Below are 24856 nucleotides of genomic sequence, written 5' to 3'. Positions count from 1 at the left end.
GATTTTCATTCTGACCCCTTCCGTAGCCCTGCGATAAATTTTAAAATTTAGTACCTTTGGTTTCTTTTATACCTGAACCAACCTTTTCTCATACATGATTCTGATTGTTGATGATGCTCCGGAAAATATAATTTCGCTGAAGAAAGTCCTGGAAAAAAATAATTTCGAGGTGGATACGGCGACGTCCGGGGAAGAAGCCCTGAAAAAGGTGCTGAAAAATTCCTACGTCCTGATTATCCTGGATGTGCAGATGCCGGAAATGGACGGTTTTGAAGTGGCGGAAGCGATCTCCGGCTTCAGCAAAGCCAAGGAAACAGCCATTATATTTCTTTCTGCGGCCAGTGCCGATGTAAAACTCATTACCAAAGGATATTCCTCGGGGGCGCTGGATTACATCACCAAACCGGTGGATATGAATATCCTTCTGCTTAAGGTGAAAACATTTTACCGCATTTATGAACAGAGCCGCGCACTAAACCAGATGCAGACCAAGCTGCTGGAAGAAATCGAATTCCGCAAAGAAGCCGAGCGCAAAAAAGATGAGTTCATCAGCATCGCCAGCCATGAACTGAAAACGCCGATGACCAGTGTGAAAGGGTATATCCAGCTCCTGGAACGCAGCCTGGACAAAGGCGATATCGATACCGTGAGAGACCGCCTGCATAAAGTGCAGAATCATATTGAAAAACTAAATATCCTGATTGCCGACCTGCTCGATATTTCTAAAATTGAAAGTGGCAAACTGAAATTTAACAAAAAAGAATTTTCCTTCGACGAGTTGGTGGGTCATATTCTGGAGGTATTGCAACAGACCCATCCCGAGGTGAAACTTCTTCACCAGGGTCAGGTGGGCGCTGTAGCCTTCGGTGATGAAATGCGCCTGGAGCAGGTGATCATTAACTTTATCACCAATGCCATTAAATACGCGCCGGATAGTACTGAAGTTCATATTACCACAGAACTCCGCAATGATGAGGTGTATTTTTCTGTCCGCGATTTCGGAATCGGGATGGACCGGAAGCATCAGAGCAAAATCTTTGACAAATTTTATCGCGTGGAGGAAACTTCGGAACGATTCCAGGGATTGGGCATCGGGTTGTATATCTGTCGCGAAATCATCGAGCGGCACCAGGGAACCATCGGTGTACACAGCACGCCGGGCGAGGGTTCCGAGTTTTATTTTTCTATTCCGCTGCAGCCGGAAGCTGTGGCCAAGCCAATGATCAACCATGAGTCTTAAAAAAAATTTACTGTACGGGCTGGGCCTGTCCCTTCTTCTGTTAATCATCAGTTCCGCAGCTTCGTATGTAAGCATCAGGAATCTGATCGAGAGCGCACAAATGGTTCGCAACAGCAACCGGGTCATCAAAAATCTGGATCAGCTTTTTTCTTTGGTAAATAATGCCGAAACCGGCCAGCGCGGATACCTGCTTACCGAAAATCGGGATTTCCTGGAGCCTTATATTAGTTCCAAAAACAAAATTTCGGGCGGGCTGGATAAGGTAAGTTCCCAGATCAGCCAGACCCCTTCGCAGCTTAAAAATCTGGAAAATCTGCGCTCCAATATCGAAACAAGAATTCGCATTCTGGATAACAACCTGAATTACAAGGTTAAAAAAAATGAGGTGACCACGGAGCAACTCATGATGGGCAAAAAATACATGGATGAAATCCGCCGCACGGTGGCTGCCATGCAGGCCGAAGAACAAGCTATTCTTCAGTCGCGCACGGAAACCATGGAAAGTTTTGTTTCTTATACTCCGTTCCTGATTGTTATTTCAGCACTTCTGGCTATAACCATTACTTTGGTCTTCTATCGCAAAGTCTCACTGGATTATGATGAAAGGCTGAAGCTGAATTCAGAACTCCAGCTGAAAAATCACGAAACCGAGAACCGCCTGGTCGCTATTGAAAGAGTAGCTGCTAAGATTTCCGACGGCGATTATGATGTGCTGCAGGAACAAAAGGTGCGCGAAAGCCTGGGCAACGTGGCAGAACCACTGGAGCGCATGGCGGTTTCCCTTGAATCATCTTTTGCTGCTTTAGAAGAAAAAGAATGGTTAAGTTCATCTGTAGCAAAACTTAATGACCGTATGATGGGCGAGAAAAGTATTGAAACCCTGGCTGCAGATATCCTGGAAACTGTAACTTCTTTTACAGGCAGTACAGTTGCTGCGCTCTACCTGCAGGAAGAGGACACGATGCTGCACTTGGCCGGATCTTATGCCCTGGGCGAATCTGCCCGAATGGTGAAACCGGGTGAAGGAATAGTCGGTGAATCATTCCGTTCTGCGCAGGAAATTATGGTAGAGGATATTCCGGATACGAACCTGACCATCAGCTATGCAACGGGAACCACGACCCCGCGTAATATCGTGGCGCTTCCCGTCACGCGGTACAATGTGCCGCTGGGCGTGCTCGAGCTGGGAACCACTGGAGCGTACACAAAACTGCAACGCGAATTCCTGGCAGCTGTAGCAGGAAATATCGGACTTGCGTTTTATGGTGCCCAAAGCAGATTGAAACTGCAGGAGTTGCTGGAGGAAACCCAGGCACAATCCGAGGAGTTACAGACGCAGCACTCTGAACTTGAAAATATTAATGCAGAACTCGAAGCGCAGTCACAGAAGCTTTTAGCATCTGAAGAAGAGTTGCGTGTACAGCAGGAGGAATTGCTGCAGAGCAATCAGGAATTGGAGGAACGTACCAGTTTACTCGAAGAAAAAAATGCACTGATCGAGCAGCACAATGCGGCTATTCACCAAAAATCACAGGAGCTGGAGCAGAGTACCAAGTACAAATCAGAATTCCTGGCGAACATGTCCCACGAACTGCGTACGCCGCTTAATTCCATTTTACTGCTTTCCCGACTGATGACTGAAAGTGAAGACCTGGATCCGCAATATGTGGAATATGCCGAAGTGATGCAAAGCTCCGGGCAGGGATTGCTTCAGCTGATCGATGAAATACTCGATTTGTCGAAAATCGAAGCAGGGAAAATGACCCTAGAAATCAATGAGGTTCCGGTATCGGAAATTACAACCGACATGAAAATGTTGTTCGGTCCGCTGGCAGCTGAGAAAAAACTAAACCTTAACATCGAAATTGAACCCGAAACAGCAGAAACACTTCATACCGATAAGCAAAGACTGGAGCAGATTTTAAAAAACCTTTTGTCCAACGCGGTTAAATTTACCTCTGAGGGCAGTATCGGGCTTTATGTTTCCGGTGGTGCTGATCATAAACTCCTTCGCTTCCGCGTGACAGATACCGGGATCGGTATTGCAAAAGAAAAAATAGGAATGGTCTTCGAGGCCTTCCAGCAGGCAGACGGTTCCACCCAGCGCAAATTCGGCGGTACAGGCCTCGGTTTGTCCATCAGCCGTGAACTCGCTCGGCTCCTGGGAGGAGAAATTGAACTGCAGAGTACCGAAGGGAAAGGCAGTGAATTTACTTTGATAGTTCCGAGAGATGCCACCAAGCCGGTGGATGAGCTGGTACCAAAGCCGGTCATTAAACAACCGGAACTGCCGAAACCTGCACCAAAAGGTGATGAGCCTAAACGTTTTATCTCGGACCAGATTCCGCAACCCGTAGATGATGACCGGGACGATATTCAGGAAGGCGATAAGATCATTCTGATCATTGAAGATGATACGGCGTTTGCCAAAATTCTGCTGGAGTACACCCGCAAGAAAAACTATAAAGGTATTGTAGCCGTGCGCGGCGACGACGGAATTGAGCTGGCCCGGCATTACCGCCCATTGGCAATTCTGCTGGATATTCAGTTGCCGGTCATGGACGGCTGGCAGGTGATGGATGCACTTAAATCCGACCCTGCGACCAAGCCGATCCCCGTACACATCATGTCCTCCATGAAGTTTAAGCAGGAGAGTTTGCTGCGCGGCGCCGTGGATTTCATTAATAAGCCGTTTGCTCTGGAACAAATGCAGGAGATTTTTGCAAAGCTGGAAAATGCGCTGAACCGTTCGCCGAAGAAAGTGCTGATTGTGGAAGAAAATGAGCAGCACGCGAAAGCGCTCAGCTACTTCCTGACCGCAAATAATATCAACACAGATATCGCTACCAATGTTTCAGAAAGCATCGGCTCACTGCACAAGCGCGAGATTGATTGCGTTATCCTGGATATGGGTGTGCCGGACCGCAATGCGTATGACACGCTGGAAACCATTAAGAAAAGCGAAGGACTGGAACAGCTGCCGATTATTGTCTTTACCGGTAAAAACCTTTCGAAGGGCGAAGAAAACAGAATTAAAAAGTATGCGGATTCTATTGTCGTGAAAACAGCGTACTCCTATCAACGCATCCTGGATGAAGCCGGATTGTTCCTGCATTTAGTTGAAGAAAAAAACCGCAAAAAGCCACAAAATGGATCAGATTTTCTGCCTTCGGGTGAACTTCGGAATATTCTGAAGGATAAAACCGTACTGATCGCCGATGATGACGTTCGCAATATTTTCTCGCTTACCAAAGCCCTGGAAGCGCACGGCATGAAAGTACTGCCGGCAATGGATGGCAAAGAAGCCTTATCTACATTGAGGAGCAATCCCGAAATCGATGTGGTTTTGATGGATATGATGATGCCCGAAATGGACGGGTATGAAAGCATCCGCGAAATCAGGAGTTCCGCTTCTTTCCGCAACCTGCCGGTGCTGGCTGTTACTTCCAAAGCGATGATGGGTGACCGCGAAAAATGCATTGCCGTGGGCGCGTCTGACTATATTTCTAAACCTGTGGATATTGACCAATTGGTGTCTTTACTGCGGGTATGGCTTTATGATAAAAACTAATACTTAGCCGAATGAATACTTCCAGAGAAGTGCTTATCATCGATGATGACAGCAAAAATATTTTTGCACTTACTGCCGTGTTACGGGCAAAAAAATACCAGTGCCGCTCTGCCATGAGTGCAGAAGAGGGTTTCAGAATGCTGGCACCCGGCCACAATATCGGTGCGGTGCTGATGGATATGATGATGCCGGGCATGGATGGCTATGAGGCGGTCGCAAAAATGAAACAAAATCCCGACTGGAAGGACATCCCTGTAATTGCCATCACGGCACAGGCCATGGCCGGTGACCGCGAAAAATGCCTGGAAGCAGGTGCCGACGGATATATCTCGAAACCAGTGGATGTAACGGCGCTTGTTGATTTATTGACTGACTTAATGAACTGAATCTGTGAACGCGCCCGATCAATATGATGAATACATAGAAATTCTGTTGTCTGATGTGCTGGAAGTGTACGGTTACGATTTTACCGGCTATTCCCGCGCTTCGCTGCGCCGCCGTATTGTGCGGCTGTACGAGATGGACGACTTTGTAAGTTTTGCCGAATACCGCTATCGCATCCGGACCGATGCTGCTTATTTTAAGCGTTTTCTGGAGGAAATCACAATCAATGTTACCGAGATGTTCCGTGATCCCACCTTTTACAGAGTGTTGCGCCGGGATATCCTGCCGAAGCTCGGTACCTATCCCTTTATCCGTGTTTGGATTGCAGGCTGCAGTACCGGCGAGGAGGCTTATTCAGTAGCCATCTTTTTAAAGGAATTAAATTTGCTGCATAAATCCCTGATTTATGCCACGGATATTAACAGTGCGGTGCTGGAAACGGCAGGCCAGGCGATGATTCCTTTGAGTAAAATTAAATTATATACCGAGAATTATATTGCGGCCGGCGGCAGCGAACAGTTTTCGGATTATTATACGGCCAACTATTCTTTGGGTAAACTGAATGATGAACTGAAATCGAAGATGATTTTCTCCACGCATAACCTGGTGACAGATAACTCTTTTAATGAATTTCAGCTTATTCTGTGCCGGAACGTGATTATTTACTTCGATCGCCAGCTGCAGATGAACGTCTTCGAATTGTTTGATAACAGCCTGGAGAAATTCGGCTATCTGGCGTTGGGAACAAAAGAAACACTCGACTTTTCGACGATTGTTAAAAATTATGAGCGTCACGGAACCGAAAAAATCTGGCGTAAAATACATTAAATGGAAAAATGCGAAGCGGTAATGATTGGTGGTTCTGCCGGCAGCCTGGAGGTGCTGCTGAAAGTTGTTCCTGCCCTGGATACAGCGCTGCGCTTTCCTGTAATTATCGTTCTCCACCGCAAATCCGGACAGGATAATCTGCTTATTGACCTGCTGGCTGCCAGAACACAACTCCGTGTGAAGGAACTGGAAGAGAAGGAAAAAATTGAACCGGCTACTTTGTATATTGCACCACCGAATTACCATTTGCTGATCGAATCCGACGGGACCTTCTCGCTGGACGCTTCGGAGAAGGTTAATTTCTCCCGCCCGGCTATTGATGTGGCTTTTGAAAGCGGTGCCACAGCCTATGGTGAAAACATTGCCTGCATACTCTTGTCGGGGTCAAATAGTGACGGAGCGAAAGGCTTGCAAAAAGTAGCGGCAGCCGGCGGCCTGGTACTCATACAAAATCCCGAAATGGCGAAGATGCCTTATATGCCCGAATATGCGCTGCAGGCCGTGGAAGCAGATGCCGTTTTAAATGATGACGAAATCGCAAAATATATAAATGAATTGTCAAATGACTGAAAATACAACCTTACACACCACCAAAAAAGTATTTATTTTTGATGACAACCTGGAAATATTGGAACTGTGTTCCGAAATCCTGAGAGATATTGGTTGCGAGGTGAAAACATCGCCTACCACCAATGGCGTGGTGGAGCAGGTAGCTGCCTGGATGCCGGACGTTATCCTGATGGACAACTGGCTGCCGGACATCACGGGCGTGGAGGCTACACGCCTGATTAAAGCTGATGAAAGGCTGAAACATATTCCCGTGATTTATTTCTCCGCCAACAGTGATATTGATTTGCTAGCGAAGGAAGCCGGTGCCAATGATTTTCTGGCAAAACCATTTGATATTATGCAATTTGAGGAAACCATCCGGGAATATACCGGATTGCCTTGAAAAGACCTCTTCAAGCAAAGCAGGTACGACTTACTACAGAATATATATAATAAAAACAGCGGAGAAGACTTCACTGTTTTTTTATGTTGAGTGATATTGCCGGTGTATCAGCGCACCGCCATAAATTCAATTCCTTCTGGAGCGTCGTCGCGTGGGATACTCACAAAGTGGCGGTGATAATCATTGTAGTAATCATCATATTCCCGTTCGCGGTACTGCATCAGTTTACGGATGCCGAATAAACCTAGGCCCAGCAACAACCCCATGCCGCCGGCCAGTAAAATTCCGGTTTCTTTGCTCATGTTTTTATAAGTTATAGGTTTCTGTTTAGCAAATTGCATTCCTTTTTGTGCCCCGCCTGTTCATGTCGGATGTTAATTTTAAATTAAAACAGCTGAGATTGCTGGCGCACACAGCAGGTATTTCTCCCCGATTCCAACGATTCTTAATTCATTTTAAAATACTATTTTTGAAGAAACCCTGTATGTATGAATTTTAAAACTATTGCCGTGGGTGCTGCCGGTTTACTGCTTGCTGCGTGCGGCCCACAAAAGAGTATGGGAAAACTGAAATATCCAGTTACCAAAAAAGTGAACCACACAGATGAGTATTTCGGTGTCAAAGTAGCAGACCCGTACCGCTGGCTCGAAGATGACCGTGCGGAAGATACCAAAGACTGGGTACAGCGCGAGGTAGCTTTTACCAACGATTATCTGGCGAAAATTCCGTTCCGCGAACAGCTGCGCGAGCAATTACGGGATATCTGGAACTATGAGAAAATCGGTGCACCTTTTAAAGAAGGTAACTATACCTATTTCTATAAAAATGATGGTCTGCAGGCACAGTCTGTTCTGTACCGCACGGACCGCAAAGGAAAAACTGAAGTATTCCTGGATCCCAATAAATTTTCTGACAAGGGAACCACATCGCTGGCGGGACTTTCTTTCAATAAAAAAGGAAATTACGTAGCCTATTCTATTTCCGAAGGTGGCAGCGATTGGAATAAGATCATCATCATGGATGCCAATACCAAAAAAATTATCGATGAAACCATCGTGGATGTGAAGTTCTCCGGTGCGTCCTGGCTGGGCGATGAAGGCTTCTTCTATTCGAGCTATGATAAGCCGCAGGGCAGTGAACTTTCTGCAAAGACCGATACCCACAAAGTGTATTTCCATAAGCTGGGCACCAAGCAAAGTGCGGATAAACTGATTATCGGCGGATCGGATTTCAAACGCCGCTATATGGGCGTGGGTGTTTCCGATGATGAACGGTATCAGATTCTGAATGCGTCCGAAGCCACCAACGGAAATGAACTTTACATCAAAGACCTGAAGAAAAAAGGCAGCGATTTTATGCCAATCCAGAAAGGCTACGATGTAAACACAAGTTTCGTGGACTCTAAGGGAGATATCATTTATGCCATTACCGATAAAGATGCTCCGAATAAAAGACTCGTAAAGTTTAACATCAACAAACCAGATGTCTGGACGGATGTAATCCCTGAAACTGAAAATGTACTCAGTATTTCCACCGGGGGCGGTTATCTCTTTGCACGTTATATGGAAGATGCCGTAAGCACCGTGAAACAGTTTGATTACAACGGAAAGCTGGTCCGCCAGATTACGCTTCCTGGTATCGGGACTGCCGGTGGTTTCGGTGGTAAATCAACAGATAAGCATTTGTACTACTCTTTCACCAATTATATTACACCGGGAACTACCTATAAGTACAATGTGCAAACCGGGAAATCAGAGGTGTACCAGAAGCCAAAAGTGAAATTTAATCCGGAAGATTATGTTTCCGAGCAGGTATTCTTTACGTCTGCCGACGGCACCCGCATCCCAATGATGATTAACTATAAAAAAGGATTAAAGAAAGACGGAAAGAATCCGACCATCTTATATTCTTATGGTGGTTTTAATATCAGCCTGCAGCCTGCTTTCTCCGTAGTCAACGCAGTTTGGATGGACAACGGCGGGATCTATGCCGTGCCGAACATTCGCGGCGGTGGCGAATATGGTAAGAAATGGCATGATGCCGGTACCAAAATGGAAAAGAAAAATGTTTTCAACGATTTTATTGCCGCAGGTGAATATCTGCAGAAGAATGGGTACACGTCTAAAGAATATATGGCACTGTCCGGCCGTTCCAACGGTGGTTTACTGGTGGGCGCAACGATGACCATGCGTCCCGATCTGGCGAAAGTTGCCTTCCCGGGTGTGGGCGTACTGGATATGCTGCGTTATAATAAATTTACGGCTGGTGCTGGCTGGGCGTACGATTACGGAACTGCCGAAGACAATCCGGAAATGTTTGAATATCTGCGTTCCTATTCACCGGTGCACCAGGTGCGCAAAGGGGTTTGCTACCCGTCAACCATGATTATTACCAGCGACCACGATGACCGTGTGGTTCCTGCGCATTCATTCAAGTTCGGGGCAGAGCTTCAGGAGAAACAGTCCTGCAGCAATCCAGTACTGGTTCGTATTGAAACCAATGCCGGACACGGCGCAGGCCGCAGTACCGAGCAGGTCATCGGTGAAAATGCCGATATGTTGAGCTTTGCGTTGTATGAAATGGGTCTTCGCAGTCTGGAGAAATAACCAGATTCCCTTTGTGTAATAAAGGCTTCCCGTTGCAAAACCGGGGAGCCTTTTTGTTTCAGGTCAAAAAATAATTTCCCTATTTTTACACCACGAAAGCAGTATATCACAGGTTTCAGATGCAGAGTGCAGGTTGAAAAAGCGAATATAATTCCTGTGTCCCTTGAATGGGAATTTTGCTGCTGCCGTAAATGATTGAGAGAATACATGTCAGACATCATCCAGCTTTTACCCGACCATGTTGCCAACCAGATCGCTGCCGGCGAAGTGGTGCAGCGCCCGTCGTCTATTGTAAAAGAGCTTATTGAAAATTCCATCGATGCCGGTGCCACGAAGATCGAACTGATTGTGCGCGATGCCGGTAAAAATCTGATTCAGGTGGTGGACAATGGCCGCGGCATGAGCGAAACTGATGCGCGGCTGGCTTTTGAACGTCACGCCACATCCAAAATCCGCAGTACCGAAGATATCTTCCGCATCAATACCAAAGGCTTCCGTGGGGAAGCGTTGGCTTCCATCGCGGCGGTGGCGCAGGTGGAACTAAAGACAAAAGTAGCCGAAGCGGTGACCGGCACCAATATTTATATCGAAGGTGGTACGCTGCAGTTTCAGGAACCGGTGCAAACCACTGAGGGTTCCAGTTTCTCGGTGAAAAATCTTTTTTATAATGTTCCGGTGCGCCGCAAGTTCCTGAAAAATAATAATGTAGAATTCCGCCATATCATCGACGAATTCCAGCGTGTGGCGCTGGCGCATGAAAATCTGGATTTCGAACTTTTTCATAATGATGATATTATTTTCCGGCTCCGCAAGGGAAGTTTGCTGCAGCGCATTGTGGATGTGTTCGGCCGTAAGCTTCAGCCTTTGTTAATACCGTTGAAAGAAGACATCGGCTGGGTGCAGCTGAATGGGTTTGTAGCCAAACCGGAAGGCGCGAAGAAAACACGTGGCGAGCAGTTCTTTTTTGTAAATGGCCGCTATTTCCGGAGCGCCTATTTTAATAAGGCCGTGCAGGATGCTTTCGAAGGATTACTGCAGCCCGGTTACAATCCGACTTATTTCCTGTTTCTGGAACTCGATCCCGGTAAAGTAGATGTGAATATCCATCCGCAGAAAACAGAAGTAAAGTTTGAAGATGAAAGTCTGATCTATGCCTTAATTCGCTCCACGATTAAGCGCTCGCTCGGGATTTATAATGTAGCGCCAAGTCTGGACTTTGACCGCGATGCCAATGTGGAAGCTTTTGTGCAGCACAGTGGCAAAACCGCCAGCTCTATGAATGCACCGGATATCGTGGTGGACCGCGATTATAATCCCTTCCTCGAAGAAGTGGCGACACCGGCAGAACGCATTGCTCTGGCCGAAGTATATCAGCAGCACACCCAGGCGGAACCGTCTAAAATTAATCTTTTCGAAGACGAGGATTTCGAAGAAGATCTGATGCGCCTGCCCAATGGCTATTGGTTATATAACCGCAGCGGAACCACCCTGATGCTGGATCTGGGAAGGATGCACCGGCTCGTGGTAAGTGAAAGAAATCAGAACCGGAAGCACTCCGGCGAACGGTATGCGCTGCTCTTTTCCATGGAGTATCATATGAATGAGCTGGAAAAAAACAAGTACCGCTCCATTAAGAAATTCCTGCCCGAACTTGGTTTTGATATGGTGCTGGCCAATGACAATGTGTTGCGGATTGATGCAGTGCCCCATGGTTTAAAGGAAAGCCAGATCATGAAGTTTCTGGAAAACCTTTTTGAAATTCTGGACTACCGCACGGAGGAGGATTTCATGCAGTTCTATGACGAGCAGTGGAACCGGCTGCACTCCAAATCGCGGTTCGATTTTCTTTATAAAACAGATGCGGAACAGGTCATCAAGGATTTTACCGCACTGGGCTTCCCGGAATACCTACCCTCCGGCAAGCGGTGCTATTACCCATTACCCCTGGATGACCTCAAAAACAAATTTTAATTTATGTTCCGGAACCTTACGCCCGTCACCAAGAATATCCTGATTCTGAATGTCGTTTTTTACCTGGCCTCCAATTTCATCCAGTTTCCGAAACTGTATGAAATGTTTTCAGTGTACTATATTGAATCTCCATACTTCCGAGTGTGGCAGGTGATTACGCATATGTTTATGCACGCGCCCCTGCAGGGCGGTGGCGGACTTACGCATATTTTGTTTAATATGATTACGCTGCTCAGCTTCGGGCCCGTGCTGGAACAGGTGCTGGGTGAGCGAAAGTATATAATTTTATATTTCATCAGCGGCATCGGTGCCTATCTGCTGAACTGCGGCTGGAATTATTTTGAAATCATGCAGGGCGCAGACCCCGAACTTATCTACAACATCCCGATGATGGGCGCGTCCGGCGCTATTTTTGGCGTGGTGGCCGCCTTTTCCACACTGTTTCCGGATGCTAAATTGTTTTTCTTTTTTATTCCGTTTCCCATTAAGGCCAAATATCTCTTTCCGGGAATTATCGTTATTTCACTGTATCTCGGCTTCAGTGGGTCGATGGGGGGTATCGCACACTTTGCACATATCGGCGGAGCCATCGTAGGGTTTATTCTGGCGCGCGCCTGGAAGAATGATTTATACCGTTATCATTAAATCGCTTCTGTGGGAATCGTCAGAGCTTTATTAACGTTAATACATACGGGCATCCTGATTTTGTTGCTGGCAACGACGCTGAATGCAGTTGTGCCGCCGCGCGTTTTTCCTTATCTGAATTTGCTGTCACTTGGTTTTCCGGTTCTGCTGCTGGTCCATCTTGGCTTGTGTTTCTGGTGGCTTCTGCGGTTGAAAAAACGGGTCATCTTCTTTGCTACTGCAACTTTACTTATCCTTCAGCCCATCCGGCGCTGGGTGAACTGGACGGGTCAAAATGAAACCGCTGCAAATCTCAAAGTAGTTTCTATGAACATTAAAGGGGGCGAGTATGGCTATCCGGAAATCTATGAATATCTGGAAAGTCAGCAGGCCGACCTGGTGCTTGTTCAGGAATTCGGCACCCAGTTTAAGTTGCCCGGTCATCAGTATCAGGTAACCAAATATCCCATTGTGGCAGTGAGTTCGCGCACGGAGATTCTAAAAACTGAAAAAATTGCCACGACCGGCAATGGGAATTCCTTTTATGCCGATGTTCGGGTAAACGGGCAAACCATTCGCGTGATTAATGCGTACCTGAATCCGTTTTCCTTTGACAAAGGCACGGTGAAACCCACAGAAAGCCTGGGTGAAAATAAAGTGAAGGTCAAGTATATTCTGAAACGGTTAATTCCCACTTTTAAAATTCACCAGCAGGAAGTTGCAGATCTTCGCCGGGCCGTGGAGCAGTCGCCGCATCCGGTTCTTCTGGCCGGTGATTTTAATTCCGTACCGAATTCCTACGAATATTATCAGCTCACCGGCAGCCTGACGGATGCATTTGTAGCGGCGGGGCAAGGTTTGGGTACCAGTTTTCATGATTATAAATTTCCCATCCGCATTGATTATATTTTCAGTTCTCCTGAAATTACGCCGGTAAATTACCGGGTGGACCGCAACGTTCACCTCTCTGACCATTTTCCTGTAATTGCTGAATTCAACCTGAAATCGCCATGAAAAACCTTTGGATTTTTTTGTTGTTTGCTATGCTGGTTATTTCCTGCAGTAAGAAAAACGCAGCTGCCGTAACCGAGTCGCTGCCGGAAGATTTGCGCGCGCCTTATGACACAACTGCGATTGACTCTTTTTCGACGGGTGCTGTACCGAGGAGTGTGTTGATTGCTGACTCGCTCAAAAAACGTCGTGCTGCGGATCAGTTAAAAAAGGATACGGTCAGCAAAAGCAGATAACTTTCTTTAAGCATATGGTTTAAGTAGACTTGCCTGAGTAATTATCCGGAAGATAATATGCTCGGCAATGGCAGTAGATTTTTTGCTTCTTCCATTTTATATCAAAAATAAAGTTTTGGTGTATTTATTTTAATTTTAAATTTAGAAACGCTGAAATACCTGCTTCACGTATTGGCATGTGGGAACTAAGATTAATGATTATGTGCTTCGGAACAAACGCGCGGATTATGGTAAAAAAAACAGTTGCCGCAGTTTCACAACAATTAGAAAATAACTTGGGCAGAGGCTATTCATTGCGTAGCGTACGAAGGACGATGCAATTTGCCGAGCAGTTTCAGAATCTGGAGATTGTGACACCACTGGTGACACAATTGAGTTGGTCTCAGCTTAACCCTGCCTACAAAGGACAGATGGAGCTTTACCTTAAATGGCTGAATAAACATGAAAGGCAGCCGGCAGAAGAAAGCCCGATCGGCTTGATCCTGTGTGCCAGCAAAAGCAGTGAACAGATCGAATTGCTGGAAATGCATAAAGAAGGAATTATGGTAGCTGAATACTGGACAGAACTACCGCCCAAAGAAGAACTGGAGAAAAAGTTACAGTCGCTGCTGAAAGAAGCGCGGGAGCGGATCGGCAACCAGTTAAAAATCGACGATTGAATGCAATACGACGGTAACCAAAGTAATTTTCATTTCAAAAAAGAATCAAAGTGCCTTCTTTGTTCTGATTATTTTAAGCAACCCTGAAATTGGCCAACAACTTGTTGACCAATTATCATAAGCTGATATAATATAGCTGCGACATTGTGCTTCAAGACATGATCCTGCCAACTAATCACTAAAACGTTTCGGTTTTCACCGCATTCAGTTCCAGCAGACCATCAATATATTCCCGGTCATTGCTCAGGCGCGGAACTTTATTCTGGCCACCGAGTTTGCCACGCTGCGACATCCATCGGTAGAAAAGGTTGGGTTCTGCTACATGCACTATTGGCATTTTTAAGGTCATATTGTTGTAACGCTTGGCTTCGTAATCAGAGTTTAGCGATTTCAAATGATTGTCGAAAATCTCGATAAAGCGATCCAAGTCGTCCGGTTTCGTTGTAAACTCAAATATCCATTCATGTGCGCCGCTGTCACCGTTTTGCATGTACACGGGTGCACCGGTAAAATCACACACTGCCGCCCTGGTCGCCTCGCAGGCACGCGCCAGCGCAGTTTCCACATTATCGATCATCAGTTCCTCCCCAAAGGCATTGATGTAATGCTTGGTACGCCCGGAAACCCGGATGCGGAACGGCTGCAGTGAAGTAAAACGCACCGTATCACCGATCAGATAACGCCAGAGACCGCTGTTGGTAGTAATCACCATCGCGTAATTTTTGTCCAGTTCAACTTCCTCAAGCGGAATGGCTTCCAGGTTGGCCGGGTCAAAACGGTCCATCGGAATAAATTCATAGAAAATACCGTAGTCCAGCATCAGCAGCATTTCATCACTGCCATGCTGATCCTGGATTCCGAAGAAACCTTCGGAGGCATTATAAATCTCGTAATAATTAATGTCTTTCCCGATCAGCTGGCGATACTGCTCGCGATACGGTTTAAAGCTGATGCCACCGTGAAAGAATACCTCCAGATTAGGCCAGAGTTCCGAAATAGAGCCGTGTCCCGTTTCCTCAAGTACGCGCTGCAGCAACACCATCATCCAGCTCGGAACACCGGTCATACTGCCGACGTCTTCATTTTTAACTTCTGAAACGATCGCCTTCAGTTTGCTCTCCCACTCGGACATGAGCGACACTTTTTTGCTGGGCGTCGTCGTGATTTCCACCCAAAACGGCAGATTATCTATTAAAATGGCGGAAAGGTCACCGAATTTAGTGTTAAAATCTTCGTAGAAATCAGCACTGCCGCCCAAGCGAAGGTTCTTATTGGTAAAAAGCTGGTTATCCGGATGGTTATTGGCATACATGGAAACCAGATCCTTTCCGGCTTTTAGGTGGCACAGTTCCAGACTCTCGTCGGTAATGGGAATAAATTTGCTTTTGGCATTCGTAGTACCCGAAGACTTGGCAAAATTGCGCACAACACCCGGCCAGAATACATCGCGCTGACCTTGGCGGGCTTTCTCAATATAGGGCTCGAACTCCTCATAGGTCACAATCGGAATATTACGCCGGAAATCATCGTAGCCGGTAATGGAACTGAACCCATGAATTTTACCATAATCGGTGTTTTCCGCATGATACAATTGGGAAAGCAGTACCCCGTTCTGCGTTTCAATGGGGTGATCCATGAAGTTCTGGATCTGATCGATGCGCTGGCGGATAAACCAGTTCACCACGGTATTGAAAAGTGCCTTCGTAGCCATATATACAAATATAATATTTTTCCGATTACAGTTTCCGAAAGACGGTAATTTGCCTAATTCTTTAACAGGATTTAATAATATTGATATTTGAATAGAGATCCAGCCATTGGTGTCCAAAAAAAATCCACCTTTCAAAAAAGATGGATTGTACGTGACAGAAACCGAAGTTTAGCAATATTCATCGTAAGCTGCCTGCAGATTTGCTGCAATAGCACCGGCAGGGTTTCCTTCGATGTGGTGGCGTTCCAGCATGTGGACCAGTTCACCATCCTTAAACAAAGCAATACAAGGTGAGCTTGGCGGGAACGGTGCCAGGTGCTTGCGCGCTTCTTCCACCGCTTCCTTGTCATATCCTGCAAAAACAGTAATCAGTTGTGCCGGCTTTTTATCACCGGTCAGGGAGAATACTGCGCCCGGACGGGCAGCGCCGGCTGCACAGCCACACACAGAGTTAATCATCAGCAGGGTAGTGGCGTCTTTTTTTATCGCTTCATTCACAGCCGCTGCGGAAGTAAGGTCCTGGAACCCTTTATCGGTAAGTTCCTGCTTCATCGGCATTACAAGATCGTCTGGATACATAGTATTAAATTTTAAAAATATAAATGATAAAGGCTTATGCCTGACTGACAAATTTACGCAAACTTCGCCAGACTTGTGCCTGTGCATACTATCGTCAAAACCATTCCACTTTCGTAATCAGGACGATTTGTCCTAAAAAAAACCTGCAACTCCGAAAACGGGTTACAGGTTCAATCAAATCGATATGCAAAGGTTGAATATCCTGGGTTAATTAAGCAGTTGTTTTGCCATGGCACTGATGCTTTTTCCATCGCTCTTGCCGGCAAGCTGCGTGGAAGCCAAAGCCATGACCTTGCCGAGGTCCTTAGTCCCTTCAGCACCGCTCTCCGCGATGATTTGTTTCAGGGCAGCCTCCAGCTCGGCTGGTGATAACTGCTGAGGTAAAAACTGCTCGATGATGCGGCTTTGTTCCTGTTCCGTTTCCGCCAGATCCATCCGGTTCTGGGCAGAAAATTGTTCGTAAGACTCGCGGCGTTGTTTCACCATCTTTTGCAGAACGGCAATTTCCTGCGTTTCGGTGAGCTCTGCACCGCGCGCTTCGGATTTGAGCAACAGCAGCTGTGATTTTACCGCACGCAGCGCGTCCAGTGCCGTTTTGTCTTTGGCGCGCATCGCCGTTTTGATAGCGTCATTTATTTTATTTTCTAAACTCATATTGTTCAGTTTTAAATAGAAACCAGGTTAATCGACGTCTTTATTTAAAAAACGGTTTTCGCGAATTTCCATCTTGCCGTCGTTATCAGCCAGATAGTTGTTTATTTTCTGCTCAGACGGATTTTCCTGTCCGATAGAAATGTTTTTGCGTCGGAAAGCCGGCACCGTTTCAAATTCATTATCGTTGTCCATTTTCTGGTAACGGGAATTGAATTCTTTCAGTTTGTTTCGTCTTTCCTGTACTTTATCGCTCGCCGGTGTTTTATTAATGAAAGTAAAGCCATCCGAAACTTCTGAAACCGGAGTTTGGTGCGCTTCTTCTTCTTTCACTTCAGGAGCCATCTGCTGCGTTTCTGCCTGTGCCTTCGGCGTAGTTACCTGCTGGCTGGACGCGGATGGTTTTTCATTGACGAAAAAATTAAACTCTACCGGTTTTTCCTCTTCTGAATCGGAAGGTGGAGATTGAGGTTCTGCCGGTGTATAGGTGTTTTCAAAAGTAAAGGACTGTGGTTCTTCATCATCGCCGTCTTCTTCTTCACCGAAAGTAAAATGGTCGAAATCATCTCCTGAGGCAGGCTGACCAAATGTTTCAGCAGCGCGCGGCGCATCGTATGTTTCCGTCTGTGTTGGGAAATCATGTTCCGCGGAACGCTTTTTTTCTGTATTTGTCTGGGTAAACTGAGCAGTCGGGAATCCGCTGTCAGGATCATCATCATCGTCATCCAGAATGAAGATGTTTCCGGAATCTACCTGTTCTTTCTTAACTTCAGTCGGGAAGGAACTGCCGTCTTTTTTGGCACCACCGTCCATGGAATCAGACAGGGTGAATTTTACTTTTTCAGTAACGCCGGTATTTTTTTTATGATCCTTGGCAAAACCGGTCGCAATAACGAGTACGCTTACGGAATCGCCCAGTTCCTCATCTGTTCCCACCCCGAAGATAATATCGGCCGTATTGCCGGCTTCCTCCTGGATGTGGTCCATGATGACCCCGATTTCATCCATGGTGGCTTCTTCTGAACCGCTGCGGATCAGCAACAGGACATTTCTTGCACCGGTAATTTTGTTGTCGTTCAACAGTGGGGAATCCAGCGCACGTTTTACCGCTTCTTCGGCTTTTTTCTCACCAGATGCGATACCGTTGGACATCAGTGCCGTGCCGGAATTCTGAAGTACCGATTTTGCATCACGGAAGTCAATATTTACATCAAAATAACCGGTAATTACTTCCGCCATGCCTTTAGCCGCATTCGTCAACACCTCATCTGCTTTGGAAAAGCCTGATTTGAAACCAAGGTTACCGAACTGCTGGCGCAGCTTATCATTATTAATAACAATCAGAGAATCTACATTATTGCGGAGTTTGTCCAGACCGAGTTCGGCCTGCTCCAGCCTGCGCTTTCCTTCGAAACTGAAAGGAACTGTTACAATGCCCACCGTCAGGATGCCCATGTCTTTAGCCACTTTGGCAATCACAGGTGCCGCACCGGTTCCGGTACCACCGCCCATTCCGGCCGTAATGAAAACCATTTTGGTATTCTGGCCCATGGCCGCTTTAATATCTTCGATGCTTTCGATCGCCGCTTTCTCACCAACTTCCGGGTCTGCACCGGCGCCCAGGCCTTCGGTGATGCTTACCCCCAGCTGAACTTTATTGGAAACAGGGTTGTTATCCAGCGTTTGCGAATCCGTATTGCATATCACGAAATCCACTCCGTGAATACCGCGCTCGTACATGTGTTTCAGCGCATTATTTCCGCCACCGCCAACGCCGATTACTTTGATGATTGATGAATTTCCTTTGGGCAGATCAAATGAAAATCCTGTAGTTCCTATATTTTCCATACTATTTGTTTAAATTGTTCAACTTCGTCGTTATTCCACTTCCTCGAAGAATTTTTTCACGCTTTCCATGATCTTTTGTCCGATGGTCAGCTTTGTCTTTTTCACTTCCGGCACTGCAACTGGTTCCTGCGCAGCTACCTCTCCTGCAACTGTTTCCGCAGTTAGCTCTGCAGTAGGCTGAGCTTCAGTTTGCTGCGCTTCCGCCTCGGTTTCAGCGATCGGTTCCGCATAGCTTTTCTTGTCGCGAATGCGTAAACTCTCCATCAGCAAACCTATAGCGGTCGCAAATTCCGGACCTTTCAGCAGCTGGCTTTTGTCGTTGGTCACATACTCATTGGCAAAACCAATACGGCTGTCGAACCCGGTTGTATAATTCGCCAGCTGGCGCAGATGCCGCAGGTTGGAACCGCCGCCGGTAAGTACGATGCCGGCAATCAGTTTTTTCTTCTGCTCGAAGGCACCATAGGCTTTCAGCTCTGTATTTACCATCTCCAAAATCTCCTCCACACGCGCATTCACGATCTGTGCGAGGGTCTTCAGGCTGATTTCCTTATCGGGTCTGCCGTGCAGTCCCGGAATCGTCACGAAGGTAGTATCTTTTTCCAATTCCGGCACAGCCGAACCGAAATTAACTTTCAATTTTTCTGCATGTTTTTCGATGATGGAGCAGCCTTCTTTGATATCATCGGTAATAATGCCGCCACCGTAAGGAATCACGCAGGTATGACGAATAATGTTGTCCTTAAAAATAGCAATATCTGTGGTACCGCCTCCTATATCCACAATGGCAACACCGGCTTCTTTCTCTTCCTTGGTTAATACAGCCTCAGAAGATGCCAGCGGTTCCAGCGTGAGTGATTCCATCTCCAGGCCGGCTTCTTTCACACAGCGCGCAATATTGCGGATACTGCCCATCTGCCCGACCACCACGTGGAAGTTGGCTTCCAGGCGAGTGCCGTGCATTCCTACCGGCTCCTGAATTTCGCCCTGAGAATCTACTTTGTATTCCTGCGGCAGGACGTGGATAATTTCTTCTCCCGGAAGCATCACGAGTTGCTTCACCTGTTCCTTTAGTTTGTCAATGTCGTCATCGGTAATGACTTCTTCGGGGTTTTCGCGCATAATGTAATCCGAATGCTGCAGGGAACGGATGTGTTTCCCGGCAATACCTACGGTTACTTTCTTAATCTCTACGCCGGAACTTGCCTGCGCCTGTTGTACGGCCGTGCGGATGGACTGAATGGTCTGTGAAATATTATTCACAATCCCTTTATGAACACCTAAACTTTTGGCTGTGCCAACACCGAGCACCTCAATCTTTCCGTGCGCATTTCTCCTGCCTACGATGGCCACAATCTTTGTGGTACCGATATCGAGGCCTACTGAATACTCGTGATTTTCCATTATATATCGATTTGATTTTTTTTATTTATTTGTATTTGTTTTCATTTAAGGTACTTACGGTTTGGGCTGGTTTTGCGGCAGCTTCGCCAGTTCTTTCCGGCCGAGCGCCAGCACACTGTCATTGGGTTTAAAATTAGGATTCAGTGTGGTGACAATCTGATTTTCATATTTCAGTGAAATTTTATTGTATTTCTCCGGTTGCTGATAAATCAGGTACTTTTCCACAAAAGCTTTGAACCCTTTTATTTTTACTTCTATATTTTCCAGGTCACCGATTTCTACTTTAAAGTGGCCGTCGTTGGTCAGCAGGTTATAGTTGCCGCGCGATTTGGAGATGCCCACGAAATATTTGCTGCTGAACTCATCGCGGTTGATCTTGGATATAAGCGAAGCGAGCGGTTTATATTCTTCTGCTTCCACCGCTCCGGTTACCAGCATGGCAGGGAAGGAATAATTTCGGGACAAAGGAAACTCAGCACCGTGCACATCCACATAGAAATCCTGATTGCCTTTTTTCAGGCGGAAGGCGGGGACACGCTGCAGAATATCCAGATGCAGGCTGCCGTTCAGATTTAAGTACACATTCGCACTGTCCACAGCAGACCAGGTACGCAGTTTCTTCTCCAGGTCCGGTATATCGAGAGCACCGATACGGTCGGCCGGGTTGTTTTTCCGCACAAGCGTGCGTACCTCTTCTTCATCAATAAAATATACCGGCGCCGACGTATCCAGCAAACGTACCGCAATCTTCTGCACAGGTTTTTCGCTGAAACGCTTCAGGGAGAAGCTCAGCAAAAATCCGAAGATGATTACGGTAACCAGTATTTTTAATATTCTGAATTTATTTTTCATAGTGCCTTGTGGCGCTTCTTTTTTTAATAATTAGCGGAAACTTCCGTTTGCCAGGTGACCAGCGGGTCGTATAAAGTATCAATATTTCCGGCACCTGCCGTCAGTAAGATATCAAATTCTTTTTGTTTAATGAGATCCAGCGCCTCCGAAAGTGTACAAACTTGTGCCGACGTGCCGGAAACCTTTTCCAGAAGCCAGTCTGAGGTAATTTCATTATAATCCTCCTGCAGTTCACGCGCCGGGTAGATATCCAGCAGCAACAGCTCATCTGCCCGGCTGAGACTGTCGGCAAAACCCTGGGCAAAATCACGCGTCCGGCTAAACAAATGCGGCTGAAATGCAACCAGCAGCTTTTTACCGGGATAGAATGTTTTTATAGAACCAATCACCGCATCCAGCTCCGTGGGATGATGTGCGTAGTCATCGATATAAATTTTACCGTTAGCAAAGCGGTGCTTCGTGTAGCGTCTTTTAATTCCTTTAAATGAAGCAATCCCTGCCTGCAGTTTTTCATACGAGACACCGAGTGAAGACAGGAGGGCAATCGCTGCCGTGGCATTTTCCACATTATGAATTCCCGGAATTTCCCACTCGAAAGGGATGGTTTCGCCGGTGGATGTTTTATGGAAATCAAACTGAATATGGTCTCCGCTTTCGCGGATATTGTCCGCGTAGAAATCAGCGGGTTCATTCGCAGCATATCGTGGTCCCGAAGACTGAATGCTTATTCCCTTCCGGCAGAACAGCTGTTGCGCGTCGGGCAGCAGGTCTGCAAAATCCTGAAAACTTTTCTCAATGGCAGCGCTGTCTCCGTAAATATCCAAGTGGTCCGCATCGGTGGACGTAATCACGGCCCAATCCGGCGCTAGCGTGAGGAAACTGCGGTCATACTCATCGGCCTCCACCACAGAATACTGATTGCCGCTGTGGAAGAAATTGGACTGCAAATTTTCCGAGATGCCGCCAAGAAAGCAGCTAACCTCCAGACCGGCCTTTTTGCACAAATGTGCCAGCAGGGAAGAGGTGGTTGTTTTGCCGTGGGTACCGGCTACCGCAAGGCAGGTAGTGCCTTCCGTAATCAGTCCCAGCACCTGCGCGCGTTTTAAAATCCTGAAATTTCGCGCACGGAAGTATTGCAGAATGTCCAGATTTTTAATGGCCGGCGTATAAACGACTAACGTATTTTCGGTGGTAAACTTTTCGAAGTCGGGCGTAATTTCATCTTGAAACTGAATGCTGATTCCTTCCAGCTGCAAAGTGTCCGTTAGTTTGGTCGGCATCCTGTCGTATCCAAACACCACTTTTCCTTCAGCATGGAAATAGCGAGCCAGGGCGCTCATGCCGATACCGCCGATGCCGGCAAAGTAGATATATTGGTAGGAAGACAGGTTCATTCGTTCTTATTTAAAGTATTTAAAATTTCGTCCACAATCGCAGCCGTAGCATCCGGCCGCGCAAACTCCGCGATATTCGCCGACATTTCCTGGCGCAGGGTGTCATCATAACAGATTTCCTGAAGCACAGTCCAGAATTTCTGCGGAACCTCAACATCCGTTACCATTCTGGCGGCATTCTTTTCGACCAAGGCCTGCGCGTTTTTTGTCTGATGGTCTTCTGCCGCGAACGGAAAAGGAACCAGCAACACCGGCTTCTTCACCAAGGCCAATTCCGAAATGGCGATAGCGCCCGCACGCGAAACAATAATATCCGCCGCTGCGTAGGCGGACGCCATATCCGAAATAAACTCGTGTACATGAATATCCGGATTACCTGATCGCTGCGCCGCTTCTTTCATCTGCGAAAAAGCGGTACTGCCGGTTTGCCAGATGAGTTGCAGCTGATGTTTTTCCAGTTCCTGAAGATGCGATTTCCAGGCATTGTTGAGCGTTTGCGAACCCAGGGAACCACCAACGGATAGTACGGTAAGCCGGTCCGGATTCAGACCCATTTTTTCACGGGCAGTCTGGGTCTCCGGAAGCGGTTGCGTGAGTTGTTGCCGTACAGGATTACCGGTAAAAACGGTACGCGTTTTCGGAAAGAATTTTTCCATGTTCGGATAGGCGGTAAAAACTGCCTTTGCTTTGCCCGACAGGAAGATATTTGTTTTCCCCGGCAGTGAATTCTGCTCCTGCACAAACACCGGAATGCCTAAGGCCGCTGCTGTGTACAAGGCAGGACCGCTGGCAAAACCGCCGGTGCCGATGGCAACATCCGGTTTAAAATCGCGGATGGTTTTGTGCGCCTTTACCAGACTTCCCAGCAATTTAAAGGGAAGAGTCAGATTGCGCAGCATGTGCGCACGGTTAAAGCCGGCAATGGGTAAGCCCACGATGTTAAACCCGGCCTGTGGAACTTTTTGCATTTCCATTTTACCGGTTGCACCTATAAACAGAAATTCAGCCTGCGGGAACCGCTGCCGGATTTCCTGCGCGATGGCAAGCGCCGGGAAGATATGTCCGCCCGTACCGCCGCCGCTCATGAGTATTTTTATAGGTTGCTTCATTACGCGATATCGTTTATTTCTTCAATCGTTTGTTTTTTACCCAGGCCTTCTTCATCATGAACCTGTATTCTGGAACTGACATTGAGGACGAGCCCCAGCTGAAAGAAGGTCACCAGCATCGAGGTTCCCCCGTAACTGATCAGAGGCAAGGGCTGACCCGTGACCGGAATCAGATTAACGGCAACGGCAATGTTGACCGCCAGCTGCATAAAGATCATCACTCCGATGCTAAGTACCAGCAAACTGCCGAAAAAAGCCGGCATTCGCGAGGCAATAATCATAATCCGGATAATCATAATCAGATATAAACTGATCAAGAGGACCGCACCCGCGAAACCATATTCTTCGACGATAATGGCAAAAATAAAGTCGGACGCCGATTGTGGCAGCATTTGTTTTAAGGCACTTTTTCCCGGTCCCATCCCCGTAATTCCGCCATGCACAATGGCCGCTTTTGCCTGCATGGTCTGGTAATTCTTTGCTTTATCTGCCTCATCCTGGATATGGTTGTCCTTCTTGGAGTAGGTCTGCACACGGCTGATCCAGGTGTCCACCCGGTTATTGCTGATAAGTTTTGTCTGAGTGGCAACCAGCAGGAAAGCAGTAACCGCTATAAAGGCAACACCGATAAAGCCCAATATATATTTACGGTTCAGCTGCCCGATAAGCATGACCAGCAGTGACACGATCAGAATCATCAGTGCTGTGGAACCATTGTCCTTCGCCACCAGTGCAAATACAATAAGCACCGGCAGGAAGAGGTAAATGATGTTTTCCACCGGCAGACGCTCACGGCTGATTTTCTTCGTTAAATAACGGCAGATATATATAATCAAAAATAAATAGGCAAAAGTCGAGGGTTGAAAGGCAACACCGATACCGGGAATCCGCATCCAGCGTGAAGCGGAAGCGCCGTCAATCGTTTCGCCGGAAAATGAGGTGAATGCTACCAGAATTACACTCAGCCACATCAGGATGCTGCTTAATTTTCCAATATATTCATACCTGATCATAATGGCAAAGCGGAGCACAGCAATTCCCATGGCTAAAAAGCCCACGTGGCGAATCAGGTGAGAAGTGGTGGTTCCGTTATTCACAATATACTCCAGGTTCGAACTGGCAGAATATACGGGGAAAATGGAGAAAAAAGAAAGTATGAGCACAACGCTCCACAGGACTTTATCGCCCAGGAAAAATTCTCTCTTCTTTGGTGCTGCCTGCTGCAT

22 protein-coding genes are annotated in these 24856 nt (G+C 46.9%); 12 read left to right on the top strand and 10 right to left on the bottom strand.

Going from position 1 to position 24856, the window contains the following annotated elements:
• Positions 1 to 94: 94 nt before the first annotated feature.
• Genes MVI27_RS03715 through MVI27_RS03690 form a run of 6 tightly spaced genes read left to right on the top strand, consistent with a single transcriptional unit; the run spans position 95 to position 6975 of the window.
• Positions 95 to 1240 (top strand): hybrid sensor histidine kinase/response regulator, encoded by a 1146-nt coding sequence (locus MVI27_RS03715; RefSeq protein ID WP_246959349.1) that lies wholly within the window; start codon positions 95 to 97, stop codon positions 1238 to 1240.
• Positions 1230 to 4811 (top strand): response regulator, encoded by a 3582-nt coding sequence (locus tag MVI27_RS03710; protein WP_246959348.1) that lies wholly within the window; start codon positions 1230 to 1232, stop codon positions 4809 to 4811. Before MVI27_RS03715 ends, MVI27_RS03710 begins: the two co-directional genes overlap by 11 nt.
• Positions 4812 to 4822: 11 nt before the next feature.
• Complete coding sequence (locus MVI27_RS03705; protein WP_246959347.1) at positions 4823 to 5197, top strand: response regulator; 375 nt, start codon at positions 4823 to 4825, stop codon at positions 5195 to 5197.
• Between the two features lie 4 nt (positions 5198 to 5201).
• A complete protein-coding gene (locus MVI27_RS03700) occupies positions 5202 to 6023 on the top strand; it encodes a CheR family methyltransferase (RefSeq protein WP_246959346.1) in 822 nt (273 codons plus the stop codon).
• A complete protein-coding gene (locus MVI27_RS03695; RefSeq protein ID WP_246959345.1) occupies positions 6024 to 6593 on the top strand; it encodes a chemotaxis protein CheB in 570 nt (189 codons plus the stop codon).
• On the top strand, positions 6586 to 6975 hold the full coding sequence (locus MVI27_RS03690) for a response regulator (RefSeq protein WP_246959344.1): 390 nt from the start codon (positions 6586 to 6588) through the stop codon (positions 6973 to 6975). The genes MVI27_RS03695 and MVI27_RS03690 overlap by 8 nt, the downstream gene beginning before the upstream one ends.
• Positions 6976 to 7082: 107 nt before the next feature.
• Here MVI27_RS03690 and MVI27_RS03685 read toward each other — a convergent pair whose 3' ends face one another.
• Positions 7083 to 7277 (bottom strand): hypothetical protein, encoded by a 195-nt coding sequence (locus MVI27_RS03685; RefSeq protein ID WP_246959343.1) that lies wholly within the window; start codon positions 7275 to 7277, stop codon positions 7083 to 7085.
• A 186-nt stretch (positions 7278 to 7463) separates the two neighbouring features.
• Between MVI27_RS03685 and MVI27_RS03680 the strand changes: the two genes are divergently transcribed.
• The 6 genes from MVI27_RS03680 to MVI27_RS03655 all read left to right on the top strand — a co-directional run bounded on the left by MVI27_RS03680 (position 7464) and on the right by MVI27_RS03655 (position 14082).
• Positions 7464 to 9581 (top strand): prolyl oligopeptidase family serine peptidase, encoded by a 2118-nt coding sequence (locus MVI27_RS03680; protein WP_246959342.1) that lies wholly within the window; start codon positions 7464 to 7466, stop codon positions 9579 to 9581.
• 207 nt (positions 9582 to 9788) lie between these two features.
• Positions 9789 to 11552 carry a DNA mismatch repair endonuclease MutL gene (mutL, locus tag MVI27_RS03675; RefSeq protein ID WP_246959341.1) on the top strand — a complete coding sequence of 588 codons (1764 nt, stop codon included), beginning with the start codon at positions 9789 to 9791 and terminating at the stop codon, positions 11550 to 11552.
• A 3-nt stretch (positions 11553 to 11555) separates the two neighbouring features.
• Entirely contained in the window at positions 11556 to 12197 is a 642-nt protein-coding gene (locus MVI27_RS03670) for a rhomboid family intramembrane serine protease (RefSeq protein ID WP_246959340.1), read from the top strand.
• Between the two features lie 9 nt (positions 12198 to 12206).
• Positions 12207 to 13190, top strand: a complete 984-nt coding sequence (locus tag MVI27_RS03665) for an endonuclease/exonuclease/phosphatase family protein (protein WP_246959339.1) — start codon at positions 12207 to 12209, stop codon at positions 13188 to 13190.
• Complete coding sequence (locus MVI27_RS03660) at positions 13187 to 13423, top strand: hypothetical protein (protein WP_246959338.1); 237 nt, start codon at positions 13187 to 13189, stop codon at positions 13421 to 13423. Before MVI27_RS03665 ends, MVI27_RS03660 begins: the two co-directional genes overlap by 4 nt.
• 227 nt (positions 13424 to 13650) lie before the next feature.
• On the top strand, positions 13651 to 14082 hold the full coding sequence (locus MVI27_RS03655; RefSeq protein ID WP_246959337.1) for a PDDEXK nuclease domain-containing protein: 432 nt from the start codon (positions 13651 to 13653) through the stop codon (positions 14080 to 14082).
• Positions 14083 to 14260: 178 nt separating this feature from the next.
• On the opposite strand, the gene MVI27_RS03650 is transcribed toward MVI27_RS03655, so the two are convergent.
• From MVI27_RS03650 to MVI27_RS03610, 9 genes are all read right to left on the bottom strand, one after another.
• A complete protein-coding gene (locus tag MVI27_RS03650) occupies positions 14261 to 15793 on the bottom strand; it encodes a GH3 auxin-responsive promoter family protein (protein WP_246959336.1) in 1533 nt (510 codons plus the stop codon).
• 168 nt (positions 15794 to 15961) lie between these two features.
• The gene (locus MVI27_RS03645) at positions 15962 to 16372 is read right to left on the bottom strand and encodes a BrxA/BrxB family bacilliredoxin (protein WP_246959335.1); all 411 of its coding nucleotides are present in this window, start codon (positions 16370 to 16372) and stop codon (positions 15962 to 15964) included.
• A 207-nt stretch (positions 16373 to 16579) separates the two neighbouring features.
• Complete coding sequence (locus tag MVI27_RS03640) at positions 16580 to 17026, bottom strand: GatB/YqeY domain-containing protein (protein WP_246959334.1); 447 nt, start codon at positions 17024 to 17026, stop codon at positions 16580 to 16582.
• Positions 17027 to 17053: 27 nt separating this feature from the next.
• Complete coding sequence (ftsZ, locus tag MVI27_RS03635; protein WP_246959333.1) at positions 17054 to 18871, bottom strand: cell division protein FtsZ; 1818 nt, start codon at positions 18869 to 18871, stop codon at positions 17054 to 17056.
• A gap of 30 nt (positions 18872 to 18901) precedes the next feature.
• On the bottom strand, positions 18902 to 20275 hold the full coding sequence (gene ftsA, locus MVI27_RS03630) for a cell division protein FtsA (RefSeq protein WP_246959332.1): 1374 nt from the start codon (positions 20273 to 20275) through the stop codon (positions 18902 to 18904).
• A 54-nt stretch (positions 20276 to 20329) separates the two neighbouring features.
• The gene (locus MVI27_RS03625) at positions 20330 to 21127 is read right to left on the bottom strand and encodes a cell division protein FtsQ/DivIB (protein WP_246959331.1); all 798 of its coding nucleotides are present in this window, start codon (positions 21125 to 21127) and stop codon (positions 20330 to 20332) included.
• Positions 21128 to 21150: 23 nt separating this feature from the next.
• On the bottom strand, positions 21151 to 22521 hold the full coding sequence (gene murC / locus MVI27_RS03620) for a UDP-N-acetylmuramate--L-alanine ligase (protein WP_246959330.1): 1371 nt from the start codon (positions 22519 to 22521) through the stop codon (positions 21151 to 21153).
• Positions 22518 to 23630 carry an undecaprenyldiphospho-muramoylpentapeptide beta-N-acetylglucosaminyltransferase gene (gene murG / locus MVI27_RS03615; RefSeq protein WP_246959329.1) on the bottom strand — a complete coding sequence of 371 codons (1113 nt, stop codon included), beginning with the start codon at positions 23628 to 23630 and terminating at the stop codon, positions 22518 to 22520. Before murG ends, murC begins: the two co-directional genes overlap by 4 nt.
• Positions 23630 to 24856 carry an FtsW/RodA/SpoVE family cell cycle protein gene (locus MVI27_RS03610; RefSeq protein ID WP_246959792.1) on the bottom strand — a complete coding sequence of 409 codons (1227 nt, stop codon included), beginning with the start codon at positions 24854 to 24856 and terminating at the stop codon, positions 23630 to 23632. The genes murG and MVI27_RS03610 overlap by 1 nt, the downstream gene beginning before the upstream one ends.

The organism is Chryseobacterium salipaludis (genome assembly GCF_022968825.1).
GTDB classification, from domain to species: domain Bacteria; phylum Bacteroidota; class Bacteroidia; order Flavobacteriales; family Weeksellaceae; genus Kaistella; species Kaistella salipaludis.
The sequence above is the reverse complement of the archived record's forward strand: the minus strand, read 5'-3'. Positions and strand labels throughout refer to the sequence as shown.

Bases quoted from the DNA above. Each gene is read 5' to 3' on its own strand.
- MVI27_RS03715 (WP_246959349.1), top strand. From the start codon at position 95: ATGATTCTGATTGTTGATGATGCTCCGGAAAATATAATTTCGCTGAAG.
- MVI27_RS03710 (WP_246959348.1), top strand. From the start codon at position 1,230: ATGAGTCTTAAAAAAAATTTACTGTACGGGCTGGGCCTGTCCCTTCTT.
- MVI27_RS03705 (WP_246959347.1), top strand. From the start codon at position 4,823: ATGAATACTTCCAGAGAAGTGCTTATCATCGATGATGACAGCAAAAAT.
- MVI27_RS03695 (WP_246959345.1), top strand. From the start codon at position 6,024: ATGGAAAAATGCGAAGCGGTAATGATTGGTGGTTCTGCCGGCAGCCTG.
- MVI27_RS03690 (WP_246959344.1), top strand. From the start codon at position 6,586: ATGACTGAAAATACAACCTTACACACCACCAAAAAAGTATTTATTTTT.
- MVI27_RS03685 (WP_246959343.1), bottom strand. From the start codon at position 7,277: ATGAGCAAAGAAACCGGAATTTTACTGGCCGGCGGCATGGGGTTGTTG.
- MVI27_RS03680 (WP_246959342.1), top strand. From the start codon at position 7,464: ATGAATTTTAAAACTATTGCCGTGGGTGCTGCCGGTTTACTGCTTGCT.
- mutL (WP_246959341.1), top strand. From the start codon at position 9,789: ATGTCAGACATCATCCAGCTTTTACCCGACCATGTTGCCAACCAGATC.
- MVI27_RS03670 (WP_246959340.1), top strand. From the start codon at position 11,556: ATGTTCCGGAACCTTACGCCCGTCACCAAGAATATCCTGATTCTGAAT.
- MVI27_RS03660 (WP_246959338.1), top strand. From the start codon at position 13,187: ATGAAAAACCTTTGGATTTTTTTGTTGTTTGCTATGCTGGTTATTTCC.
- MVI27_RS03655 (WP_246959337.1), top strand. From the start codon at position 13,651: ATGGTAAAAAAAACAGTTGCCGCAGTTTCACAACAATTAGAAAATAAC.
- MVI27_RS03650 (WP_246959336.1), bottom strand. From the start codon at position 15,793: ATGGCTACGAAGGCACTTTTCAATACCGTGGTGAACTGGTTTATCCGC.
- MVI27_RS03645 (WP_246959335.1), bottom strand. From the start codon at position 16,372: ATGTATCCAGACGATCTTGTAATGCCGATGAAGCAGGAACTTACCGAT.
- MVI27_RS03640 (WP_246959334.1), bottom strand. From the start codon at position 17,026: ATGAGTTTAGAAAATAAAATAAATGACGCTATCAAAACGGCGATGCGC.
- ftsZ (WP_246959333.1), bottom strand. From the start codon at position 18,871: ATGGAAAATATAGGAACTACAGGATTTTCATTTGATCTGCCCAAAGGA.
- ftsA (WP_246959332.1), bottom strand. From the start codon at position 20,275: ATGGAAAATCACGAGTATTCAGTAGGCCTCGATATCGGTACCACAAAG.
- MVI27_RS03625 (WP_246959331.1), bottom strand. From the start codon at position 21,127: ATGAAAAATAAATTCAGAATATTAAAAATACTGGTTACCGTAATCATC.
- murC (WP_246959330.1), bottom strand. From the start codon at position 22,521: ATGAACCTGTCTTCCTACCAATATATCTACTTTGCCGGCATCGGCGGT.
- murG (WP_246959329.1), bottom strand. From the start codon at position 23,630: ATGAAGCAACCTATAAAAATACTCATGAGCGGCGGCGGTACGGGCGGA.
- MVI27_RS03610 (WP_246959792.1), bottom strand. From the start codon at position 24,856: ATGCAGCAGGCAGCACCAAAGAAGAGAGAATTTTTCCTGGGCGATAAA.